Source organism: Thermoanaerobacterales bacterium, from assembly GCA_030019475.1.
Lineage (GTDB): Bacteria > Bacillota > Desulfotomaculia > Desulfotomaculales > JASEER01 > JASEER01.
In genome coordinates this window covers 1-21,277 of the sequence record JASEER010000021.1, presented here as the reverse complement: position 1 = coordinate 21,277, position 21,277 = coordinate 1, and the positions used below count along the sequence as shown (strand labels likewise).

The window sequence follows — 21,277 nt, the reverse complement described above, 5'->3', positions numbered from 1 at the left end:
CCCGGCCCTCACTCCCCGGCTAGGGCGGAGGCCGCCAGGTCGCCGATCCTCTTCGGCCGTAATTCACCGTCTTCATAGGCAAGCACGGTTTCATCGTCGTGCAGCAGGTCCCTTAAGCGCTCATCCACGCCGTCCGTACCCAGGCACGCGAAAAACCGGACGGCGTTGCCTCTGGTCTCCGGGTCAGGGTCTTCCAGGAACGGCGCGACGCGCCGGGCCAGCCGCCGCATGAAGTCGGGCCTGGTCTCCGCGATCCTGCACAGCGCCCTCAGCACCGCCGGCCTCAAAGCATCATCCTCCAGGAACGGGAGTATCCGCGGCATGTAACGCACGAAAAGGTCCGGCGCGGCAGCGATAATCTCCCCGATGGCATCGATACTCCCCCAGTAGGAAGCGCTTGAGGTCTCAAACGGCGTGAACAGCCCCTGGAGAATGGCCACCGCCGTCGTCGGGTCAACGGGCGCGACAGCCTTCACCACCCTGCCCAGGGCCTCCGCGGCCCGCAGGCGGAGCAGTTCGTCGTCGCCATAGAGGAGCCTCTGCAGGTACCGGCCGGTCTTCTTGTCGCTCCGGGCGGAGGCCACGATCGGCCCCAACCGGTACTCCCTGATTAACCTCTCGACTTCTCCTTTGCTCAGCCTTTTCGCCGGCTCCCCGGCGTCCGGCTCAAGGTCGAGGGCCGTCCTCTCGGGGGACGCGGCCCTGCCTCCTCCCGCCAGCCTCTTGCGTACACCTTCGCCCTTTATTTCCTGAATATCCCGCTGGAGCCTGACGAAGCAGAGCGCCCCTCGCACCGTACGGCCTTCCAGGACCTTTTCCGGAAAGATCCGGTGCGTCGCCAGGTCATAGCCCTCAACAATCCTTTGGATGTAATCCTCGTCCGGCTGGAGGTCCCATGCCAGGTCCCAGTCCATGTCGCAGCCCAGGGTCAGGGCCTCGACAAAGGCCGCCCCCAGGTTATGCCCCGTAACGTCACAGGCGTAGACGGCGCCGCAGCCGGCACAACGCCCCGCGGGCATGTCCCGCGGCACTCCGTCGTCCACCTCGATCGGCCGGTCAACGGGCAGACCGCAGAACGGGCATGCCGCCTCCTCGGAGACATCCTTGACCACCGGCAGGTGTTTCACGTCCCTAATCACCCAGCCCGGGCAGTTCCAGAGTGTGGCAGGAGCTGCCGGGGCCGCAGGACTTGGTGGTCAGTTTCGGCTTCTTGCCTTCCTTGCCGGCCCCCAGCACGTAGTTGGTCTTGCTGATCACCCGTTCCGCCGTCTCCGCCCCGCACTTGGGACACTTTATCTCCACTTTCTCCTCGGTATCCCGGAAGAGCTTCTCAAAAAGGGCCCCGCACCCTGCACAGCGAAACTCAAAAATAGGCATTTTCCCCTTCACCTCTCGGAGCAGCCGCACTGAACGGCGGTTTCGTGATTTCCTGCATCCAACATTAAATTATACTCCCCCGCGGCACCCCCGGCAACCCGCCGGCGGAGGCCCCTAGACATCCTCCGCCCTGAGACGCCCGGCGATTCGGCGCAACAGGTCGTCCTCCTCCTCGGGCGTGAGAAAGCGCACGATACGACGGCTCAGGATGCGCCCGCCCCGCTTCGCGCGTCTCACCTCCAGGAGGACGATCCGCTCCTGGATTTCAACCACTTCCCCGTCGGATTCCGGGGGCTTCGTTCCTCTGTAAAGACGCTCCAACGACCCCACCGCCTTCCACTCTTTGCCATGCCCTATCCTAACACGTCTCCCGGCAGGCCGCAACAGTTAATACCCCGGCACCCGCAGGACCTACCAATGGTACGGCTCATGCCTCACGATCTTGCACACGCGGTAGAGCTGTTCGAGAAGGATGACGCGGAAGAGCTGGTGGGGAAAGGTCAGGCGGGAAAAGGAGAGGACCATGGCGGCCCGTTCAAGCAGGGCCGGGGCGAGCCCCAGGGGGCCGCCCACCAGGAAGATAAGGTGCCCCTGGCCGGCCAGGGCGCGTTCCTCGACCAGGGCGGCCAGTTCCTCGCTGGACGGTATTCTGCCCCTGGGCGCCAGGGCGATCAGGCAGCCACCCCCGGGAATATGCCGGGCCAGGCGCGCCGCCTCCTGCTCCCGGACGGCCCGGCTCTGGGCGGGCGAGGGGCGCGGCGGGAACGGCTCCTCCGGGACCTCGTGGACCTGGACGCGGGCGTAAGGCACCAGGCGGCGAAGGTATTCCTCCGCCGCCTCGACCAGGTAAGGCTCTTTCAAGCGTCCCACGGCAACGATCGTAAAACGGATCATTCGCGCCTGATGACCGCTCCCAGGGCCGCCAGCCGCGCCTCCAGGTGGCGATAGCCGCGGTCCAGGAAGTGCACGTTGCAGATCTCGGTCCGGCCCTCGGCCATCAGTCCGGCGATAACCAGCGCCGCAGCGGCCCGCAGGTCGGTGGCCTTGAGCGGCGCCCCCTGCAGGTGCGGGACGCCCTCGACGACCGCCACGCGGCCCTCGACCTTGATCCGGGCGCCCATGCGGCGGAGTTCCTGGGCCACCTGAAAGCGGTTTTCGAAGATGTTTTCCACGATGACGCTCGTTCCGGGCACCGCCGAGAGCATGCTCATCATCTGCGACTGCATATCGGTGGCGAAACCGGGGTAGGGCATGGTCTTGATGTTCACCGGACAGAGCGGGCCGGGGCTCGCCACCCGCACGCGGTCCTCGTCCGCCTCCACGACGACCCCCGCCTCCCGCAGCTTGGCGCTTAAGGGTTCAAAGTGCGTCGGGATGACGTTTTCCAGGACCACGTCGCCGTGGGTCGCGGCGGCCGCCACCATGTAGGTCCCGGCCTCGATACGGTCCGGGATGACGGCGTAGCGCACCCGTTCGCCCAGGGCCTTGACGCCCTCGATCTTGATGACGTCCGTGCCCGCGCCACGGATACGCGCCCCCAGGCTGTTCAGGAAGTTCGCCAGGTCGACGACTTCGGGCTCCCGGGCAACGTTTTCGATAACGGTCTGTCCCTCGGCGAGGACGGCGGCCATCATAATGTTCTCGGTCGCCCCGACACTGGGGAAGTCAAGGTAGACCCGGGCGCCGCGCAACGGGCCGGCCCGGCCGATGATGTAACCGCTCTCAAGGCTCAGGTCGGCACCCAGCCCGGCCAGGCCTTTGAAGTGCAGGTCCATCGGCCGGCTGCCGATGTTGCACCCCCCGGGGAGAGCCACCCGCGCCTGCCCGTAACGGGCCAGCAGCGGTCCCAGCAGAAGGTTGGACGCCCGCAGCTTCTTCACCAGCTTGTAGGGCGCTTCCAGGAACCTGGGTTCGCCGGGGCGGATGCGGACGATGTCCTCCCCGAGCCACTGGCTTTCCATGCCCAGGGCACCGATGATTTCAAGCAAAATCCTGACGTCACTGATGTCCGGAACGTTCTCAAGGACGACCTCTCTGTCGGCCAGGATGGCCGCACAGAGGATGGCCAGGGTGGCGTTCTTGGCCCCGCTGACCCGTACTCGACCCCTGAGGGGGCGCCCCCCCTCGATTACAATCCTGGTCAAGTCTTGTATGTCCTCCCGGCAAGGATTTGGACCGTTCGGGGAGACCCCGGCCGTCTCCTGCTTAGGTATTCGCCCGCCGGCCGCCTTATTCCTGCCCCGTGGCCAGCCATTCACACCATGCGCCCATCAGGGCCGCCTGGTCGCAGCCGGTATGATCCTTAAGCGCGGCATCAAAGCCGCGGCCCCTTCCCAGGTCGGCGAGGACCCCGCGCACCGCCTCCCACCCGTTCCGTTCCACCAGGAAAGAGACCATGCTGAAGGCCTGGTGGTAAGCCCGGTCCTGGTCCTCCAAGGCGTCGAACCGGCCGAGGTCCTCAAGGGAAAAGGCGCGGGCGGGGTCAAAGGCGTCCGCCTCCGCGAAGCGAAAACCGGTCAGGCGGTACTCCTCGTACTGGGCCACCCCTTCGTTGAACCAGCGGGGGCAGTTGCCCCGCGTCAGGTGATCCACGAAAAGGTGGGTGATTTCATGGGCCATCGGCCCCGAGTGCGTAAAGACGGCCTCCCGCTCCGCCGCTTCGGCACCGGCGATCCAGGTTTCGGGTGCCAGGACGCGGATGCTCCCGGCCCAGTAGACCCCCATGGTCCCGATGTTTCCGGACCAGCCGAAGCTGCGGTTCAGGGCCTCCATATCCCGGTACAGAAGGACCGGCGTGCGGTCCGGGACCTCAAGGCCCAGGTCGCGGGCCACGCGGGGGTAGAACTCTTCCGCGGCGGCCAGGACCAGGCGCGCGTCGTCGGGAGCGCCGCGGTGCAGGACGGTGAAGTGCTCTCCTTCGACGGCTTCGGCGCCGCGGGTCTGCCAGAAAACGTACCGTTTATTCCATTCCCGGACCAGGGAATTGATATACAGACTGGCAGGCGCGGCAAAGGTTGCCAGAGCCAGCCAACCAGCCAGCAAGCAAAGAGCTACCGCCTTAATGACCGGTACACGGCCATGTACCACTCTTACCCCTCCCTCCCGCCTTCCATTATAAGGCCGGCCACTGCTTGCCGAACAGTGGCAAAAAGAGGTCGGGGCAAGGGGCAAGTCGTCGGGCGTCAGACTCGATGGGATCCGCTTCGCGAATCCCTTCTATCCCGATGCCCGATGCCCGATGCGCGACGACTGACGACTAAATAATAAATCCGGCTTGCGCCGGATTTGCGATTACTCCTTTGTCGCCTGCTGCTTTGATTCCTGGTCTTTTTCTGCCTGCTCGGCCATCTGGCGGTAGAAGTCGATCATCTGCCTGGCCGCCTCGGCCTCCGGGCCGTCACCGACCACCTTAACGTAATTCTCCAGGCGGGCGATCGCCCCCTGATAGTCCTGTTTCCCCAGCGCCGCGACCTCCACCGCCATCCCCAATGCACCCTGGTGGCGCGGGTTGGCGGCCAGCAGCCGGTCCAGTTCGCTCAGGGCCTCGTCGTACCGTTCCTGGTAAGCATACACTTCGGCCAGGCTCAGGCGGGCATTCTGGTTATCCCCGTCGAGCTTGAGGATCTCCCCGTACGCGGCGATGGCCTTGTCAAACTCCCCGGCGTTCCGGTAGGCCTGGGCCAGCTGGAGCCTTGCCGGGATGTCCCGGGGGTTGGCTTCAACCTTGGCTTCCAGCGCTGAGAAGTCCGCCGGGTTCGCGGCCTCCTGCGGGGCGTTCTCCGCTTCAGGCGGCGGGGTGGGCGGAGCCGACGCCTGGTCCGGGAGGGTCCAGACCACCGAAGAGGCTACCAGCCCCACGCCGATAAGGATCGTCAAAACCCAGAACACCGCTTTCTGCGTTTTCTTACTGGGCATAACCATTTTCTCACCCGGCCCCCGTCCGGTTATTTTCCGCCCGTCGCGACGGCGGGGCCACGGAATACATTATAGCACAGCCCCGGGTGCCCGCAAAAGTAAAGGGAAGGCCATTTAGGACCTCCCCTTGTGTATGCCTGACTACAGGTAATTTAATGGATTGCGCGGGCTGCCGTTCACCAGTATCTCGAAGTGCAGGTGCGGTCCGGTGGCGTTGCCCGTGCTGCCCACGCTGCCGATCCGCTCCCCGCGCTCGACCTCTTCCCCGACCGAGACGCTGATCCTGGACAGGTGCGCGTAGCGGGTAACGACCCCGCCCCCGTGGGCGATCTCCACGCATCGCCCGTAACCGCCGGCCCAGCCGGCCGAGATCACCTGCCCGGCCTCGGCGGCGACCACCGGGGCGCCGGCGTCGGCCCCGATGTCGATCCCGGTGTGCATCCCGTCGCCGCGCCGCCCGTAAGTGGAGGTGATGCCGCCGCGCGCCGGCCAGATCAGGTGCCCCCCGCCGCGGGAGGCGAGCATGAGCTTGGTGCCGCGGGCCTCCACCTGGACCACGGGCTGCTGCACCACCCGGGAGTCGATCATCCTGCGGGAAACCAGGCGACCGTTATAACGGGTGACCTCAACGATAAACTCCTTCTGCCCCTGGCGCCCGGGCTTGATGACCTGCCGTTTGCCCAGGGCCAGGGAGGAGTCCTTCTTCACCGTCACCGGGTAGGGTATGGGGACGGTCTCCTTGAGGCGGGCAGTGGCCACCACGGTCAATAGCGGCTGAACCTTGCCCACATTCAGACTTTGGCCGAGCGCCAGTACGGTGTCCTCGCTCAGCCCGGGGTTGGCGGCCAGCAGTTCATCCACCGAAAGGCCGTTTTTAATGGCGATGTCCCAGAGGGTGTCGCCTTCCTTGACGATGTACTCCTTGTTCTGCCTGCGGGCCCGGGCGGCGGCCGCGAGCGCATCCTCGACCGAATGGAGCTCGCTCCCGGGCACGCGGACCTCAACCAACCGCACGTCCTGTAAGAACCCCACCTCGGCCCCCGGATCGGCCGGATAACCCTTCTTTAACTGATCAAGGAACGCCAGGGCGGTCGAGCGGTCGGTAAAGCAGAACCTCACCTTCCCGTCGATGGCTACCCCCACCGCCCTTTTCTGCAGCCCGAGGGCATCCGCCAGCCTGTTCTCGATCTCCGCGGCGCCCGTAAACTCCTGGTTCCGCGCCGCGGGAACCTGTACCACCCGGACCCCTTCCAGGGCCGCATCCGGGCCGTACGTCCGCTCCAGGGAAGCCACCGCCCGGTCCACATCCCGGTGGTCCCGGGCCACGGCGACCTGGTGCCCGCCGACCTCCACCGCCCAGACGGCCGTCGCCGCCTGCCAGAGGAACCCGGCCAGCACCAGTGCACCGGTCAACAAGAGGCCCAGCCCGAGAGGATGGGAACCCCGGCGCTTAGGCCTGCGGCCGGTGTACAGGAGTAACAAAAGCGATCATCCCCCTCCCGTAAGCATACTGCGTGCCAATCTTATCACAAAAAGGGCCGTCCTGTCTAACCAATTTATGCCGTTTCAGGCTGGATTATGCCATTCTACGTCCAATAACTCCTTCTAGCGCGCACAATCAAACTCCCGGGCCTTAATATAGAGCGCGCACTCCAAACGGGCGCGCATCAGCTCACAGGCCACAGCAGACGGCTCCAGAAGATTCCGGTTGGCGAAATACGCCGCCGCGTGACAGCCCCCGCTGCAGAGAAACTTCGCCCAGCAGGACCGGCAGGCCTTCTTCCGGTAGACATGCGCCTGCCGGAACAGCTCCACCATGTCCCACCGCCTGATGCCTCCCGTGACGTCGCCGACCAGAAAGCCCTCCTGCCCCACAAACTGGTGGCAAGGGTACAGACCCCCGTCGGCGGCCACCGCCAGGTAGTCCGTGCCCGCGCCGCAGCCGGTGAGGCGCTTCGGCAGACAGGGCCCGCCTTCAAGGTCCAGCTCGAAATGGAAAAAGCGCACGCCGTCCCCGCGCCGGGCCAGGTCCAGGTAAACCTCGGCCAGGCGCCGGTACTCCTCCCGTATTCGTTCCACGTCGCCTTCCCTGACGGCATAGGCCTCCGCCGGGTCGGAGACCACCGGCTCCAGCGATACGTGGCGGATGCCGGAGGCGGCGAGGTGCTCGAAATCGGCCGCGAAGTCCAGGTTGTTCCGGGTGTAGGTACCTCTCACATAGGCGTAGCCCTTGGGCCCGTCCCAGGCCGCCCAGCGCTCCAGGAACCGCCTGATCCTGGGGAAGACAAGGTCGTAGGAGCCATCCCCGCCCCGCGTGCGGCGCAGGCGGTCGTGGACCTCCGGGCGGCCGTCAAGGCTGAGGACGACGTTGATCGCGTTGGCCAGGCAGAAGTCGGTGAAGTCCTCGTCCAGCAAAACGGCGTTGGTCGTTACGGTGAAAGAGAAAACCTTTCCCGCGGCGGCCCCCCGCTCCCGGGCATAGGCCACCGTCCCGCGGATCACGTCGGGATTCAGGAGCGGCTCGCCACCGAAGAAATCGACCTCCAGGCGGCGCCGCCGGCCGCAGCCGGCCAGGAGAAAGTCAACGGCCCTGCGCGCCGTTTCCGCCTTCATCAGCCCCGCCCCGCCGCCGTAGGACCCCTGGCCGGCGAAGCAGTAGCCGCAGGCCAGGTTGCAGGCATGAGCGACGTTCAGGCAAAGGGCCTTGACGCAGGGCTCCGGCGGGGTGTAGGCGCCGTAGGGGTCGGGCGCATTGAGCAGCCCTTGCCGGGTGAGGGCGGCGATCTCATCCAGGGCCTCGTCGATCTCCTCCCGCGGGTACAGGCCGGCCAGCTCCGCCGGGCTTTGCCCCTCGAGGAGCGCTAGGGTGAGATCGTCCACCCGGTGCAGCGCCTGGCTGTTAGCGTCAAAGACCAGGTGGCGGCCCTTGATGGAGAAGCAGTGAATCAAGGCTCTCTCCTCCCCGAAAGACAACAATAACGCCGGCCGAAAACCGTCAGCGGCCGGCGGTATGAGAGGCGCGAGGTGTGAGGTGAGAGGTGAGAGGTGGGAGGTGTGATGTGGGATGCTGGAAGGAATTCGCTTCGCGAATTCCACTTCTGTTCTCACTTCCCACTTCTCACATCACTTCTCACTTCTCACTACACATTTCTGGTTGCCCACCGTGCAGGACGTCTTGCAGGCCGACTGGCAGGAAGTGGCGCACTCCCCGCAGCCCCGGTGCTCCCGCGGCGCTGCGGATCCCTTGCTGATGGTCGTGATATGCTTGCCCATGTCTTGCTTTCCCTCCTCTCTCTAACTAACCGAAACGACGCTGAAGCCCTTGGCCTCCAGCTCGGACACCAGCGGGCCGGCGTCGGCCAGACTGACCCTCAGCATCAGGTGGTAATGGCCGGGCTCGACCTCCATCGTGGCCACGCTGCGGATGTTGATGTCCATGTCCTTGAGGATCTTGGTGAGGTCGGCGAGCAGGCCGGTGCGGTCCCGGGTTTCGATGACGAGGCGGGTACCGGCCTTGTGCAGGCCGAAGAGGCGCACCACGGAGGCGATGACATCCGTCTGGGTAAGGATCCCTGCCAGGCGGTCATCCTGGGTCACCAGGAGGCTGCCGATCTTCTTCTGATGCATAATCTGGGCCGCCTCTTCGATCGGAAGCTCCGGATCGACCGAAACCGGGTTCTTTACCAGCGCTTCCTTGACGGTGACCTTGGCCAGGACGTAGTTCAGCTCATAGACGCTGAGGGTTGTCGCCGGTGAAGGGGAGACCTGGAGCAGTCCCCGCTCGGTTACCAAACCGACCACCCGGCCGGTCTTGTCCAGTACCGGGAGGTGGCGGACCTTCTTGCGGGTCATGATCTCCAACGCCTGAAAGATAGGGGTTTCCGGAGTAATCGTGATGGGATTGGCGGTCATGTGGTCCTTGACGAACAATACGTTCGCCTCCCCTACCAGGTTTTACACTCATTATAAACAAGGATGGGGATACTAACAAGCGCTCCCCTTTTCAACCGGCCACGGAGCCTGTCCCCCGACGGCGTACGGCCGGTTCCAGGAACCCATAAAAAAGGGCCCTCCTGCCGGGGGCGGGCCGGAAAGCGAAAGCGTAATTTCTTTGGACATGGCAATATGACGGGGACCGACGGATGTAATACCTCAAAACGTGGGGGCGGCCCACATAACGGGTACGCCCCCTGGTTTTTTAAGTTAGGGGCCTGACCCCAAACTTAAACCGGCCCCTGAGTTAAAGCTATGCCTTGATGAGCTTGATCAGGCAGCGCGACTTCAGCGGGTTTTCCCTGTCGTAACGCGTAAAGCGGTCTACTTTTAGTTCGGGGATCTGCTCGATCAGTGCCGGGAAGTCAAGCGTGATGCTGAAGACGATTACACCCTCCGGATATCCGTACTTCGAAGTAAAGTGGTTGATGACATATTGGTTTCCGGCCACATACGGAATATCCGAGAGGACGCTGTCCCAAATGGCGATCCGGCCGCCGGGCTTGCAGACGCGGGCCATCTCCCGCATCGCCTGCAGCGGTTCGGGCACGACGGATATCGCATAGGTCGCCAGGATGCCGTCGAAGCTCTCGTCCGGAAAAGTCATCTTCGTCGCATCCATGTTTACGAGGTTGACCGCGAGCCCCATCCCGGCGGCCTTTTGCCCGGCGACGTCCAGCATGGCCTCGGTGAAGTCGATGCCCGTGACGCCGACTCCCGGCGGGTAATGGGGGAAGTTCAGGCCGGTGCCCACGCAGACGTCGAGCATCGATTGCCCCGGCTGCAACTCCAGGCACCCCACCACCTCGCCCCGCGGGGTATCCCGGTCCCAGTCGCCCTGCATCAACGAGTCGTACTGCGAAGCGCCGGCCGTATACACCCGCTTGACTGTCTCCTTCTCCATCAACAATCCTCCTTGCACCTTGCCTGCCGGAACGTCCCGGCGGCCCGGCTGTTGTATTTAACCCAGTTTATGGAACTCACCCGGACACGGTTCTTTCGGAGGCAAAGCCCCTAGGGTCCGGGAATCCTCAGGTCCGGCGCCCCCGGGAGTGACGTCTCAAAAGCGGCCCCGGAGTCCTCGAGGAGTTCCTGGAGAATGGCGGCGTACTTCACCTTCTGCCGCACCCAGAAGCACCGGAAATCGGGGGTGAGCCACGGCTTGTAGTGGTCCATTTCCGAGCGGCCCGGCTCGATCTTGAGGTAACAGGGAGAGCAGACCCGGATGATCTCACTCACCTCGTGAAAGCGGTGCATGCCGCCCCACGACTCGATACAGGAGACGTAGATGTCCATCGGGATGTCGATGGCCCGGCGGACGGCCGCCAGCATAGACAGGGAGAGGTCGGGCAGCGGGTTGACCGTGGTGGCGCCGAGCTGCTCCAGGAGCCGCAGAGCGGCGGGGTTGGCGTGGCCGGCGTAAACCGAGAATTTGAAGCCGGTCTCCGGAGGGATGACCCCTTTCTTCCGGAGGGCATTGAGCACCATGAGCAGCCCCTCGTCGACCACCAGGAAGGCCCGGACCCCCTCCTCCAGGCAGCGGGCGATGTCCCGCAGAACGGCGGCGAAGTTGTCGGCGCCGCGGATGCGGATGCCCGACATGTACCCCTCAGGGGTGGCGATGACCCGCCCGGTGTCCCAGGCCCGGATGGGCAAAGGAGGCATCACCACCTCAACGCCGGCGGCACGGGCGAGTTCCGCAAACTCGCGCAACTCCCGCCTGGTCAGGAGGGCGGCGCCCTGCACCGAACCGATAATGCGGTGGATGACGACCCCGCGCTTTTGCGCCTCGTCCAGCATGGCCTCCAGGGCCGTCCTGTCCTCCACCCCGGAAATCTCGAAGCGGTAGTGCGCTCCGTCGGAGAAGGTATACCCCGATGTGGGATGGTCATGGAGATCCCACGGCGGCAGCCCGAGCTCCGCCAGAGCCCCATGCAGGTTAAACCGGGCCATAATCATTCCTCCCCGCAGTCGTAGCGTTTCTCTTCTCACTTGCGCTCCACCAGCGACTTGAGGCGCCTGAGTCCCTCCTCGATGTCGGCGAGGGGCAGGGTATACGTGAGGCGGACACGCTCGCCCGTTTCCCCGGGGTTACGCGGGCCGAACCAGTCGCGGGCCAGCAGGGCGACCCGGCACTTCTCCAGGACCAGTTTCTGGAGGGCCTTGGCGCCCTGGAGGCCGAGGCGCCGGCAGGCCTCCGTCACCTCCGGGAAGACATAAAAGCTGCCGGCCGGGACGGGGCATACGACCCCCGGGACGGCGTTGAGGCCGGCCACGATCCGGTCGCGGCGTTCCCGGTAGAGGGCCCGCATGCATGCCGCTATCTCGTCGTGGCGCCGGAGGGCCTCGATCCCGCCGTGCTGGATGAAGGTGTTGACGGAGAAGTCCACCAGGGCGAAGAGCGTGCCGAGGCGTTCGATCAGCGGGCGCGGACCGACGGCATAACCCAGGCGCCAGCCGGTCATCGCGAAGGTCTTCGAAAAGCTGTCGATCAGGAGGACGCGCCCGCGCGCCTCCGGACGCGAGAAAACGCTCTCGAACCGGCCTTCGTAGACAAAGTCGGCGTACACCTCGTCCGACAAAAGCCAGAGGTCGCGGCCGGCCGCCGCTTCCGCGAGCGCGGCAAGATGTTCGGGCCCCAGTACGGAACCTGTCGGATTGTTGGGGGAGTTGATAATGACGGCACGGGTCCGAGGAGTGATGAGGGCCGTGAGTTCCCGGGGGTCGAAGGTGTAGCCGAGTTCCGGGCGCAGGGGGAGGGGTACGGGCTCGCCCCCCGCGGCCTTAACGGCCGACGGGTAGAGGGGGTAGCCCGGGTTGGGATAGATAACCTCGTCGCCCTCGTCGATGACGAGCAGCAGGCCGAGAAAGACGGCCGGGTTGGCCCCGGGGAGAACGATCACCTCTTCCCGGGAAACGGGCACGCCCCGGGTTCGGCCGACGTGCTCGGCGACGGCCTGCCTGAGGGCGGTCAGGCCCAAGGTATCGCTGTACCTGGTCTCGTTCCGGGCAAGAGCCAGGCAGGTCGCGGCCTTGACGGCCTCGGACGTGGGCTGGTCGGGGTCGCCGTGAGCGAAGTTGATGAACGGGATCCCGGCGCGGCATAGCTTTTCGGCCTGCTCGAAAGCCGTCTCCACGGGCAGACGTCCGGCCCTGGCCGCCAGCTTCATAGCCCCGCCTCCTCCTTTCCCCTTCCCCCGGATAGGGACGGACATCCCCGCCGTTGGGCTTGCGCTTTTTCCAACGGAGCTCCCTGCCGGGGAACGCCCCGCCTTTGAACCCCATATTATGAGACCACGGAAAATTTTGTGAGACTGCCGCTGCGACATCAGGGAAGGAGGAGATGCATTAAGTGACATCGCCGGACCAAAGCCGGTTGCCTATTGTCGAGGCCATCCGGGACTACCTGGGAGTCGGGCGGATCCACATGCCCGGGCACAAAGGCGGAACCGGGGTGGCCGAACCTTTCCTCTCCCTGGTGGGATACGGCGCCTTTCAGGCCGACGTGGTGGGAGTCGAGGGGTTGGATGACTTCCACGCGCCGCACGGCTGCATCGCCGAGGCCCTGGCGCTGGCGGCGGAGGCCTGGGGCGCGGACCATACCTTTTTCCTGGTGAACGGGACATCCTGCGGCCTGCACGCCCTGGTCCTGGCCCTGTGCGGCCCCGGGGACGAACTCATCATCCCGCGGAATGTACATCGCTCCGTGGTCGGGGCACTGATCCTCAGCGGCGCCCGGCCGGTTTACATGGAGCCGGACTTGGAAGAATCCTTCGGCCTGCCGCTCGGGGTCTCACCGCGGACCGTCGAGAAAACGGTCGCTCAACACCCCGAGGCCAAGGGCGTTCTCATCGTCGGCCCCACCTACTACGGAGTCATCCCCGACATCCGCGCCATCGCCGAGATCGCTCATGCTCACGGGCTCCCCCTGCTCGTGGACGAGGCGCACGGGGCGCACCTCGGGTTCCATCCCGGCCTGCCGCCGTCCTCGCTCCAGCAGGGCGCCGACGCCGTAGCCCAGGGGGTTCACAAGACGGCCGGAAGCTTCAGCCAGGGGTCCATACTTCACCTCCAGGGGGAGCGGGTTCCGGTCGAACGGGTAAGGGGGTACCTGCGCATCCTTCAGACCACCAGCCCTTCTTACCTCATCCTGGGCTCCCTCGACGCCGCCCGCTTCCTGCTGGCCAACGAAGGGCACAACCGCCTCCAGAGGGTTCTGAACATGGCGGCACGGATTACGGCCGAGGTCGGGACGATGGAGCGGACCGGGACGGGTGTGCGCTGCCTGAACCCGGACTTCTTGCAGGGGCCCTTTCGTACCGACCCGACCCGTATCGTGATCAACGTCCGGGAAACCGGCCTGTCCGGGCACAAGGTGGAGCGCGTGCTCAGGTACGAGCACGGGGTCCAGATCGAACTCTCCGACTTCTCCAACATCGTTCTCTTACTCAGCCCGGGCGATACGCCGGAGACCATTGACGCCTTTCTGACCGCCTTTAAGCAGGTGATCAGCGGCGCCCCCGGCGCTTCCCCGACACCCGCCCGTGAAGCGGGGCTTGCGGGCGGCCTGCTCCCGCCGACACCCCCTATGGTCCTGATCCCGGCCCACGCCTTCGGACGGCCGGCACGCCGCGTGCGGCTGGACGAGGCCGCCGGCCTTGTCAGCGCGGAGATGGTGGCGGCGTATCCTCCCGGCGTCCCCGTGATCTATCCCGGTGAGCGGCTGACGCCGCCGGTTATCGCCTACCTGGCCCGGGCCAGGGATGCCGGGGTTCACCTGCAGGGCGCCGAGGACGGGCGGCTGGAGTTTATCAACGTAATCGACTGAGGAGGCGGTACACAGATGGCGGAAACCAAAGAGGAGTACCGTTTCGGTGAGGAGACGAGGCGGCTTAAGGCGCTGCGGGAGCAGTTCGTGGCGCGGGGAGTGTATTCGGCCACCCCGGTCTTCGCCGCGTCGGCCCGCGGGTCGCGGGTCCGGGACATCGAAGGGCACGAGTTCCTGGATTTCGCCGGGGGCATCGGGACGCTGAACGCCGGCCACAACCATCCGGACATGGTGGCCGCCGTCCATTCTCAGGTCGAGCGCCTCATCCACACCTGTTTCTCGGTGCTGATGTACGAGCCCTACGTGCGATTATGCCGGAAACTCGTCGAACTTATGCCGGGCGGCCACCCGAAGAAGGCCTTACTGGTCAACAGCGGGGCCGAGGCGGTCGAAAACGCGGTCAAAATCGCGCGGGCCTACACCCGAAGGCCCGCCGTCATCGCCTTCTCCCACGCTTTTCACGGCCGTACCCTGCTCACGCTGTCCCTTACCGGCCGCGAGCATCCCTACAAAGACCACTTCCGCCCACTGGCGCCCGAGATCTACCATGCGCCGTACCCGTACCCTTACCGGGGCGGGCCCTATGGTACCGCACAGGCCTGCCTCGATGCGCTGCGGGAGGCCTTGGCGACGCAGGTCGCCCCCGAGGAGGTGGCGGCGGTCATCGTCGAGCCGGTCCTCGGCGAGGGCGGGTTCGTCGTGCCCCCGGCGGGGTTCCTGCCCGGCCTGGAGGCCATCTGCCGGGAGCACGGCATCCTGCTCATCGTGGACGAGATCCAATCGGGGTTCATGCGGACGGGCCGGATGTTCGCCTTCGAGCACTTCGGCATTACCCCGGACCTGGTGACGGTCGCCAAGTCACTGGCCGGAGGGCTGCCCCTTTCCGGGGTGATCGGCCGGCGCGAGGTGATGGACGCGCCCGTCGTCGGGTCCCTCGGCGGGACCTACGGGGGGAACCCCGTGGCCTGTGCGGCGGCGCTGGCGGTCATCGAGGTCTACGAGGACCCGGCCTTCCAGGAGCACGTCCGGGAGCTTGGACGGCGGGTTTGGGAGAGGCTCCTCGCCTGGAAGGAGCGCTTCCCGGCGGTAGGCGACATAAGGGGCCTCGGTCTTATGCCGGCTATGGAGCTGGTGAAGGACCGGGAGACGAAGGAGCCGGCCCCCGAGTTAACCCAGAGCATTGTCGACTGGTGCTGGCGCCACGGGCTGGTGATCCTCAAGACCGGCACCTTCGGCAACTGCATCCGCTTCCTGATGCCTTTGGTCATCACCGACGAGGAGCTTAACGATGGCTTCTCCATTCTGGAGGCGGCCCTGGAGGAACACGCGGGGGCCGGCGCCTGAGCGCCGACCCCCGGCGGCATTGCAAAAAGGTCGGCCTCCCGATAGCCGGGAGGCCTTGCCGTTATTGACGAAAATGGAGCGGGTGAAGGGGATCGAACCCTCAGCCCTCAGCTTGGGAAGCTGATGCTCTACCATTGAGCTACACCCGCGTGTTATGGTGACCCCACCGGGATTCGAACCCGGGTTACCGGCTTGAAAGACCGGTGTCTTAGTCCACTTGACCATGGGGCCACATTGTCTCGCACATTGTATGTTACTATAGGTGCGCCCGCCTGTCAAGGCCGGGCGGCAAAGCACATCCTGCCACCGTTCTACTCGAATACCCCGCAGCGGACCAGGGTCTGGCTGCGCTTGACGCCCACGCCGACCAGGGCCACCGGCACGCCGGTCAACTCGGTGATCCGTTCCAGGTAGTCCTGCGCCGCAGGCGGCAGGTCGTCGCAGCGCGTGGCCGCCGACAGGTCCTCGTCCCAGCCCGGCAGTTCCTCGTAGACCGGCTCGCACTCCGCCAGGACGTCCAGGCTGGCCGGGAACTCGGTCAGGAGTTCGCCGCGGTAGCGGTAGGCGCGGCAGATGCGCAGGGTTTCAAGGCCGGTGAGCACGTCGAGCTTGGTCACCGCCAGGTAGCTGAGGCCGTTGACCCGCGCCGCGTAGCGCACGATCACCGCGTCGAACCAGCCGCAGCGCCGCGGGCGGCCGGTGGTCGTGCCGAACTCCCGGCCCTTCCGGCGGATCAGTTCCCCGGTCCCGTCGTGCAGTTCGGTCGGGAAGGGGCCCTCCCCGACGCGCGTGGTATAGGCCTTGGCGATGCCGATGACGGTGTCGATCCGCGTCGGCCCGATTCCCGCCCCCAGTGCCGCCCCGGCGGCCGTCGGGTGGGAGGATGTCACGTACGGGTAGGTGCCGTGGTCGATGTCCAGCAGGGTGCCCTGCGCCCCCTCGAAGAGGACGTTCTGGCCCCGGGCGATGGCCTCGGAAATCAGGAGCGAGGTGTCGGCGGCCAGCGGCCGCAGGAAGTCGGCGTGCTCCTCGTAGGACCGCAGCACCTCGTCGTAGTCCAGGCCCTCGGCACCGTATACACCGCCCACCAGGCGGTTCTTGGCGGCGATGTTCCGCGCCAGCTTCTCGCGGAAGCCATCCCGGTCGATGAGATCGATAACCCGGATCCCGCTGCGGGAGGCCTTGTCGACGTAAGCCGGGCCGATCCCGCGCCGGGTGGTGCCGATTTTCCCGGCGCCGCGGCCCTCCTCCTCCAGCCCGTCAAGCAGGAGGTGGTAGGGCATGATGACATGCGCCCGCTCGCTGACCTTCAGGGTCGCCATTGTCACCCCGCGCTCCTTCAGCGCCTCCACTTCCCGGCGCAGGACGGCCGGGTCGATGACCACCCCGTTGCCGATGATGCACAGTTTATCCGGGTAGAGGATGCCCGACGGGATGAGGTGCAGGCGGAATTCCTGGTCCCCCACCACCACGGTGTGGCCGGCGTTGTTGCCGCCCTGGTAGCGGACGATGATATCGGCCGACCGGGCCAGGAAGTCGGTCACCTTCCCCTTGCCCTCGTCGCCCCACTGGGCGCCGACAAGTACGATCACGGCCATCGGTTTTTTCGCTCCTTCTTATCCGGTAAGTCCGGTTTACTCCCAGCCCCGCCGCAGGATCTCCCGCGCCGCCACGACGCCCGAGGCGGAGGCCTGCGCCAAGCCCCGGGTGACCCCGGCGCCGTCGCCGGCGGCGAAGAGGTTGCCCACCTGGGTCTCCAGGTGCTCGTTCAGGGACAGGCGGGACGAATAGAACTTGACCTCGGCCCCGTAGAGCAGGGTGTCGCGCGAGCTGACCCCGGGGGCGATCTTGTCCAGGGCCTGCAGCATTTCAATGATCCCCAGCAGGTGGCGGTACGGGAAGACCAGGGAGAGGTCGCCCGGCGTGGCCTCGGGCAGGGTCGGCCTGACCAGCCCCCGCGCCACCTTCTCCTTCGTGCTGCGGCGCCCGTTCATCAGGTCCCCGAGGCGCTGCACGATGACCCCGCCCCCGAGCAGGTTGGCCAGGGAGGCGATGTAGCGCCCGTAGGCGATCGGCTCCTGGAAGGGCTCGGTGAAGCTCTTGCTGACCAGGACCGCGAAATTGGTGTTCTCGGTCTTCCGGTAGGCGTGGCTGTGGCCGTTGACGGTGATGACCCCGTCGTTGTTCTCCATGACCACCTCGCCGTTCGGGTTCATGCAGAAGGTCCGGATGCGGTCCTCGAAGGTCCTGGAGATGTAGGTGCATTTCAGCTCGTAGAAGAGGCGGGTCAGGGGCTCCAGGACGACCGCCGGCAGCTCCACCCGCACCCCGATGTCCACCGGGTTGACCACGGTCTTCAGGCCCAGGCGGTGCGCCTCGTTGGTCAGCCACTCGGCCCCCTCCCGGCCGGGGGCGACGACCACGTAGCGGGCGCTGAAGGTCTCCCCCTCGGCCGTCTCGACCCCCACCGCCCTCTTGTCCCGCGTCAGGATGCGGGTCACCAGGGTGTTGGTCCGGATGTCGATCCGGGGGTTCAGATAGTCGTACATCAACTGGAGTATCTCGGCGCAGCGCCCGGTCCCCAGGTGGCGGATCGGGAGCGGCACGAGGCGCAGCTCGGCCAGGACAGCCTTTTTGCGGACGGCCTCGAGTTCTTCCTTGCAGCGGGTGCCGTAGACGTCCTGCGGGGCCCCGAAGCGCAGATAGATCTTATCGATGTACTCGATGAGCCCGGTCAGGGCCTCGTCCCCCACGTAGCGGTCGAGGCTCCCGCCGACCTCGGTCGAAAGGGTCAGCTTGCCGTCGGAAAAGGCGCCGGCCCCTCCCCAGCCGCAGACTGTGGCACAGGGGACGCAGTGGCGGCAGTTGCCCGTACGCACCTGGGAGGGACAAAGACGCTTCTTCAGGTCCAGCCCCTTTTCCAGGAGCAGGACCCGCGGAACCTTACCGTTGTCCTTAACAAGCTCAAGGGCCGCGAAAATTCCCGCCGGCCCTCCACCGATGATGATTACGTCGTACTGTCTCTGTGTCAAGCGGCCAAACCCCCTTACACAGGCCCCTTCAAATTTAGCAAAGGGCCCCCCCGTTGTCAACTTGCTCCCGAGGCTTTGGCCAGGTTAACGAAGCGGGTAAACTCCTTCATGAAGCCCAGTTCGACGATACCCACCGGGCCGTTACGCTGCTTGGCGATGATGATTTCCGCCACGCCCTTTTTATCGCTCTCCGGGTTATAATACTCATCCCGGTAGATGAACATCACGACATCGGCGTCCTGCTCAAGGCTCCCTGATTCCCTCAGGTCCGACATCTGCGGTTTCTTTTCCTGCCGGGACTCCACGGCGCGGGAAAGCTGCGAGAGGGCCAGGACGGGGACGTTCAGTTCCTTGGCCAGGCCCTTCAGGCTGCGGGAGATCTGGGAGATCTCCTGCTGCCGGTTTTCGGCCCGGGTCCCCGACTGCATCAGCTGTATGTAGTCAATCACCACCAGGGCGAGGCCCTTCTCGGCCTGCAGCCGCCTGGCCTTGGCCCGCATCTCCCGCACCGAGCCGGCCACGGTGTCGTCAATGTACAGCGGTACATCACTCAGGTTCGCCATGGCGTCGCTCAGGCGTTCCCAGTCCTCCTCGCGCAGGTTGCCGGTGCGCAGGCGGTACTGGTCCACCCCGGCCTCGGCGCAGAGCAGCCGCTGCACGAGCTGCTCCTTGGACATTTCCAGGCTGAAGACGGCCACCGGCAGGCGCTGCTTGACGGCCACCTGGTAGGCGATGGACAGCGCCAGGCTGGTCTTGCCCATGCTCGGGCGGGCGGCCAGGATGACCAGGTCGGCCGGCTGCAGCCCGCAGGAGAGCCGGTCCAGGTCGGCGAACCCGGTCGGCAGGCCGGAGAGGCCGCCCTTGCTGGCATAGGCCTCCTCGACGAAGGACCAGACGGCGAGGAGGATCTCCCGCAGGGAGGCGAAGCCCCCCGCGGCGCGGCGCGCGCCGACCTCCAGTATCATCCGCTCGGCCTGCTCGAGAAGACGGGTGGCGTCATCCCCCCCCTCGTACCCCATCTCGGCGATGCGCGTGGCGGCCATGATCAGCGTCCGCAGGAGGGACTTCTCCTCGACCATCCTGCTGTAGTACTCGATGTTGGCCGCGGTGGGGACGATGTCCAGGAGAGAGGCGACATAGGCCGCGCCCCCGGCCTTCTCCAGCACGCCCTGCTCCCGCAGCTGTCCGGTGACGGTCACCAGGTCCACCGGCTGCCCCTGTTCGGCCAGGCTCAGGGCGGCCTCGAAGATGAGGCGGTGCCCCTGGTGGTAGAAGTCGTCAGGGCGCAGCGTGGAAGGCAAGTGGTGCACGGCCTCCGGGTCCAGGAGCAGGGCGCCGAGGACGGCCTGTTCGGCGTCGATGTTCTGCGGCGGCAGGCGGTCAAGCACCGCTGTTCACGACCTCCACGGTAAACTCCGCCTGCACCCCGGGATGCAGCCGGGCCAGAACGGTATAGCGACCCAGGGCACGCACGGGCTCCTTGATCTCGAACTTCTTGCGGTCGACCTTAAGGCCGAGCTGGGAGGCCACGGCCGCAGCGATGTCCTTGGTCTGCACCGATCCGAAGAGCTTGCCCCCCTCCCCGGCGCGGACGGCGACCTTCACCGCCCGGCCGGTCAACCGGGCGGCCACGGCGCGGGCCTGCGCGGCGGCACGCTCTTCCTTCTTCGCCTTAAGGTCAATGTTATGGGCGATTTCCTGCATCCGGCCCTCGCTGGCCGGCTCGGCCAGGCGGCGGGGCAGCAGGTAATTCCGGGCGTAGCCCTCGGCGACATTGACCACCTCGCCGCGGCGCCCGAGGTTGGGCACGTCTTTCAGCAAGACAACCTTCACCGTTATTCCTCCTTCTGCGGTGGCCGGGGCTGGCGTTCCCGCAAGTTGACCAGGCTGTCGGACAACCCGAACATGGCTAAAAATGTAAAGGTCACGGGCCAGTAGAAGACGGCGAGCGCCACGGCCAGGAGTTTCCAGGGACGGGCCCAGTTAAGGCGGTGGTAGTAATGGGCGGCCAGGCTCACGCCCGCCGTGAAATAGACAAAGGCCATCAGGAAAAGGATGTTCTGGCCGGCGGTTCTCCAGAGCGCCTGGCGCCAATAGTCCCCGGCCAGGACCAGGGTCAGCGCGGCGATAAGGCCCCAGACCGCATACCAGGGAAGGCGCCAGGAACTGAAGGGGATGGTCCGCTGACCGGCCAGGCCCAGCTGACGCAGCACTTCCTGGCTCAGGAAGAAGCCCGCCAGGCCCGTGGCGAAGGCCCAGACCGCGTAGCTGCCGGGGAGCAGAACGGCGGCCAGGCGGATGGCTTCCCTCGCGGCCGGCGTCTCGGCCCCCGGGCCGTTCAGCACCCCGGTGGCGTCCATAGGGTTAAGCCCCCACCCGAACCAGCCGAGGGCCAGGCCCAACCCCACAAACACCGGCGCCGCGAAAAGGGTCGCTGCCAGGATAAACTCGGGCGGGGCCCCGTTCTTGAAGCCCAGGGCGGGAACAAGCCCCAGGAACCCGAACTCCAGCACCATTATCATCGGGTCGGGAGACCAAAAGACAACGGCCAGAACTCCGCCGCAGGCCGCCAGCACGATGAGGGCCAGCACGGCCGTCTGCCGGCGGGCGGTCACCACCGTGAGCACCAGCAGGGCCATCCCGAACAGGAAATGCAGGAAGGGCAGGTAAAGGCCGGCGAGGAGCAGACCCGTGACGGCCAGGGCATAGGTTCCCGCCTCCCGCACGGCCCGGCCTTCAGGCAAGCGGATCACCTCACTGATGGGAAGTGGGAAGTGAGAGATGGGAA

21 protein-coding genes and 2 tRNA genes are annotated in these 21,277 nt (G+C 65.9%); 2 read left to right on the top strand and 21 right to left on the bottom strand.

The annotated features are described in order from the left end of the window. Positions 1 to 8: 8 nt before the first annotated feature. The 14 genes from QMC81_07040 to QMC81_06975 form a co-directional block, all read right to left on the bottom strand. Positions 9 to 1,127 (bottom strand): hypothetical protein, encoded by a 1,119-nt coding sequence (locus QMC81_07040; GenBank protein ID MDI6907221.1) that lies wholly within the window; start codon positions 1,125 to 1,127, stop codon positions 9 to 11. A 4-nt stretch (positions 1,128 to 1,131) separates the two neighbouring features. After that, a complete protein-coding gene (locus tag QMC81_07035) occupies positions 1,132 to 1,377 on the bottom strand; it encodes a zinc ribbon domain-containing protein (protein MDI6907220.1) in 246 nt (81 codons plus the stop codon). Between the two features lie 114 nt (positions 1,378 to 1,491). Next, entirely contained in the window at positions 1,492 to 1,698 is a 207-nt protein-coding gene (locus tag QMC81_07030) for a hypothetical protein (GenBank protein ID MDI6907219.1), read from the bottom strand. 90 nt (positions 1,699 to 1,788) lie between these two features. Next, positions 1,789 to 2,271 (bottom strand): 23S rRNA (pseudouridine(1915)-N(3))-methyltransferase RlmH, encoded by a 483-nt coding sequence (locus tag QMC81_07025; protein MDI6907218.1) that lies wholly within the window; start codon positions 2,269 to 2,271, stop codon positions 1,789 to 1,791. Beyond that, the gene (gene murA, locus QMC81_07020; GenBank protein MDI6907217.1) at positions 2,268 to 3,521 is read right to left on the bottom strand and encodes a UDP-N-acetylglucosamine 1-carboxyvinyltransferase; all 1,254 of its coding nucleotides are present in this window, start codon (positions 3,519 to 3,521) and stop codon (positions 2,268 to 2,270) included. Before murA ends, QMC81_07025 begins: the two co-directional genes overlap by 4 nt. An 85-nt stretch (positions 3,522 to 3,606) precedes the next feature. After that, positions 3,607 to 4,419 (bottom strand): hypothetical protein, encoded by an 813-nt coding sequence (locus tag QMC81_07015; GenBank protein MDI6907216.1) that lies wholly within the window; start codon positions 4,417 to 4,419, stop codon positions 3,607 to 3,609. 249 nt (positions 4,420 to 4,668) lie between these two features. After that, the gene (locus tag QMC81_07010; protein MDI6907215.1) at positions 4,669 to 5,292 is read right to left on the bottom strand and encodes a tetratricopeptide repeat protein; all 624 of its coding nucleotides are present in this window, start codon (positions 5,290 to 5,292) and stop codon (positions 4,669 to 4,671) included. A gap of 141 nt (positions 5,293 to 5,433) precedes the next feature. Beyond that, entirely contained in the window at positions 5,434 to 6,774 is a 1,341-nt protein-coding gene (locus tag QMC81_07005) for a M23 family metallopeptidase (GenBank protein ID MDI6907214.1), read from the bottom strand. A 123-nt stretch (positions 6,775 to 6,897) separates the two neighbouring features. Then, the gene (scfB, locus tag QMC81_07000) at positions 6,898 to 8,241 is read right to left on the bottom strand and encodes a thioether cross-link-forming SCIFF peptide maturase (GenBank protein MDI6907213.1); all 1,344 of its coding nucleotides are present in this window, start codon (positions 8,239 to 8,241) and stop codon (positions 6,898 to 6,900) included. A gap of 174 nt (positions 8,242 to 8,415) precedes the next feature. Further along, on the bottom strand, positions 8,416 to 8,565 hold the full coding sequence (gene scfA / locus QMC81_06995) for a six-cysteine ranthipeptide SCIFF (GenBank protein MDI6907212.1): 150 nt from the start codon (positions 8,563 to 8,565) through the stop codon (positions 8,416 to 8,418). Positions 8,566 to 8,586: 21 nt separating this feature from the next. Next, the gene (locus tag QMC81_06990; GenBank protein MDI6907211.1) at positions 8,587 to 9,222 is read right to left on the bottom strand and encodes a CBS and ACT domain-containing protein; all 636 of its coding nucleotides are present in this window, start codon (positions 9,220 to 9,222) and stop codon (positions 8,587 to 8,589) included. 316 nt (positions 9,223 to 9,538) lie between these two features. After that, positions 9,539 to 10,189, bottom strand: coding sequence for a methyltransferase domain-containing protein (locus QMC81_06985; GenBank protein ID MDI6907210.1), 651 nt, complete (start codon positions 10,187 to 10,189; stop codon positions 9,539 to 9,541). A 110-nt stretch (positions 10,190 to 10,299) separates the two neighbouring features. Continuing rightward, positions 10,300 to 11,238, bottom strand: a complete 939-nt coding sequence (locus tag QMC81_06980; GenBank protein ID MDI6907209.1) for a hypothetical protein — start codon at positions 11,236 to 11,238, stop codon at positions 10,300 to 10,302. Positions 11,239 to 11,273: 35 nt separating this feature from the next. Continuing rightward, positions 11,274 to 12,455 (bottom strand): aminotransferase class I/II-fold pyridoxal phosphate-dependent enzyme, encoded by a 1,182-nt coding sequence (locus QMC81_06975; GenBank protein ID MDI6907208.1) that lies wholly within the window; start codon positions 12,453 to 12,455, stop codon positions 11,274 to 11,276. Between the two features lie 182 nt (positions 12,456 to 12,637). On the opposite strand from QMC81_06975, the gene QMC81_06970 reads away from it, so the two are divergent. Further along, positions 12,638 to 14,113 (top strand): aminotransferase class I/II-fold pyridoxal phosphate-dependent enzyme, encoded by a 1,476-nt coding sequence (locus tag QMC81_06970; protein MDI6907207.1) that lies wholly within the window; start codon positions 12,638 to 12,640, stop codon positions 14,111 to 14,113. Between the two features lie 15 nt (positions 14,114 to 14,128). After that, positions 14,129 to 15,457, top strand: a complete 1,329-nt coding sequence (gene gabT / locus QMC81_06965; GenBank protein MDI6907206.1) for a 4-aminobutyrate--2-oxoglutarate transaminase — start codon at positions 14,129 to 14,131, stop codon at positions 15,455 to 15,457. Between the two features lie 74 nt (positions 15,458 to 15,531). Here the strand turns inward: gabT and QMC81_06960 are convergent. The 7 genes from QMC81_06960 to QMC81_06930 form a co-directional block, all read right to left on the bottom strand. Continuing rightward, positions 15,532 to 15,606, bottom strand: a tRNA-Gly gene (locus QMC81_06960). A gap of 6 nt (positions 15,607 to 15,612) precedes the next feature. Beyond that, positions 15,613 to 15,688: transfer RNA gene (locus tag QMC81_06955), tRNA-Glu, on the bottom strand. An 80-nt stretch (positions 15,689 to 15,768) separates the two neighbouring features. Beyond that, positions 15,769 to 17,055: an adenylosuccinate synthase gene (locus tag QMC81_06950; GenBank protein ID MDI6907205.1), complete on the bottom strand. Its 1,287-nt coding sequence runs from the start codon at positions 17,053 to 17,055 to the stop codon at positions 15,769 to 15,771. A 36-nt stretch (positions 17,056 to 17,091) separates the two neighbouring features. Then, positions 17,092 to 18,489 (bottom strand): NAD(P)/FAD-dependent oxidoreductase, encoded by a 1,398-nt coding sequence (locus QMC81_06945; protein MDI6907204.1) that lies wholly within the window; start codon positions 18,487 to 18,489, stop codon positions 17,092 to 17,094. A 56-nt stretch (positions 18,490 to 18,545) separates the two neighbouring features. Next, positions 18,546 to 19,877, bottom strand: a complete 1,332-nt coding sequence (gene dnaB, locus QMC81_06940) for a replicative DNA helicase (GenBank protein MDI6907203.1) — start codon at positions 19,875 to 19,877, stop codon at positions 18,546 to 18,548. Further along, on the bottom strand, positions 19,870 to 20,322 hold the full coding sequence (gene rplI / locus QMC81_06935) for a 50S ribosomal protein L9 (GenBank protein ID MDI6907202.1): 453 nt from the start codon (positions 20,320 to 20,322) through the stop codon (positions 19,870 to 19,872). The genes dnaB and rplI overlap by 8 nt, the downstream gene beginning before the upstream one ends. A gap of 2 nt (positions 20,323 to 20,324) precedes the next feature. Continuing rightward, the coding region (locus QMC81_06930; protein MDI6907201.1) for a DUF2232 domain-containing protein at positions 20,325 to 21,277 on the bottom strand (953 nt) is incomplete at its 5' end.

What these genes read in the sequence shown, in the direction of transcription:
- QMC81_07025 (MDI6907218.1), bottom strand. Translation starts at nt 2,271, where the DNA reads ATGATCCGTTTTACGATCGTTGCCGTGGGACGCTTGAAAGAGCCTTAC.
- QMC81_06975 (MDI6907208.1), bottom strand. Translation starts at nt 12,455, where the DNA reads ATGAAGCTGGCGGCCAGGGCCGGACGTCTGCCCGTGGAGACGGCTTTC.
- QMC81_06980 (MDI6907209.1), bottom strand. Translation starts at nt 11,238, where the DNA reads ATGGCCCGGTTTAACCTGCATGGGGCTCTGGCGGAGCTCGGGCTGCCG.
- QMC81_07010 (MDI6907215.1), bottom strand. Translation starts at nt 5,292, where the DNA reads ATGCCCAGTAAGAAAACGCAGAAAGCGGTGTTCTGGGTTTTGACGATC.
- scfA (MDI6907212.1), bottom strand. Translation starts at nt 8,565, where the DNA reads ATGGGCAAGCATATCACGACCATCAGCAAGGGATCCGCAGCGCCGCGG.
- QMC81_06950 (MDI6907205.1), bottom strand. Translation starts at nt 17,055, where the DNA reads ATGGCCGTGATCGTACTTGTCGGCGCCCAGTGGGGCGACGAGGGCAAG.
- QMC81_06985 (MDI6907210.1), bottom strand. Translation starts at nt 10,189, where the DNA reads ATGGAGAAGGAGACAGTCAAGCGGGTGTATACGGCCGGCGCTTCGCAG.
- gabT (MDI6907206.1), top strand. Translation starts at nt 14,129, where the DNA reads ATGGCGGAAACCAAAGAGGAGTACCGTTTCGGTGAGGAGACGAGGCGG.
- QMC81_07035 (MDI6907220.1), bottom strand. Translation starts at nt 1,377, where the DNA reads ATGCCTATTTTTGAGTTTCGCTGTGCAGGGTGCGGGGCCCTTTTTGAG.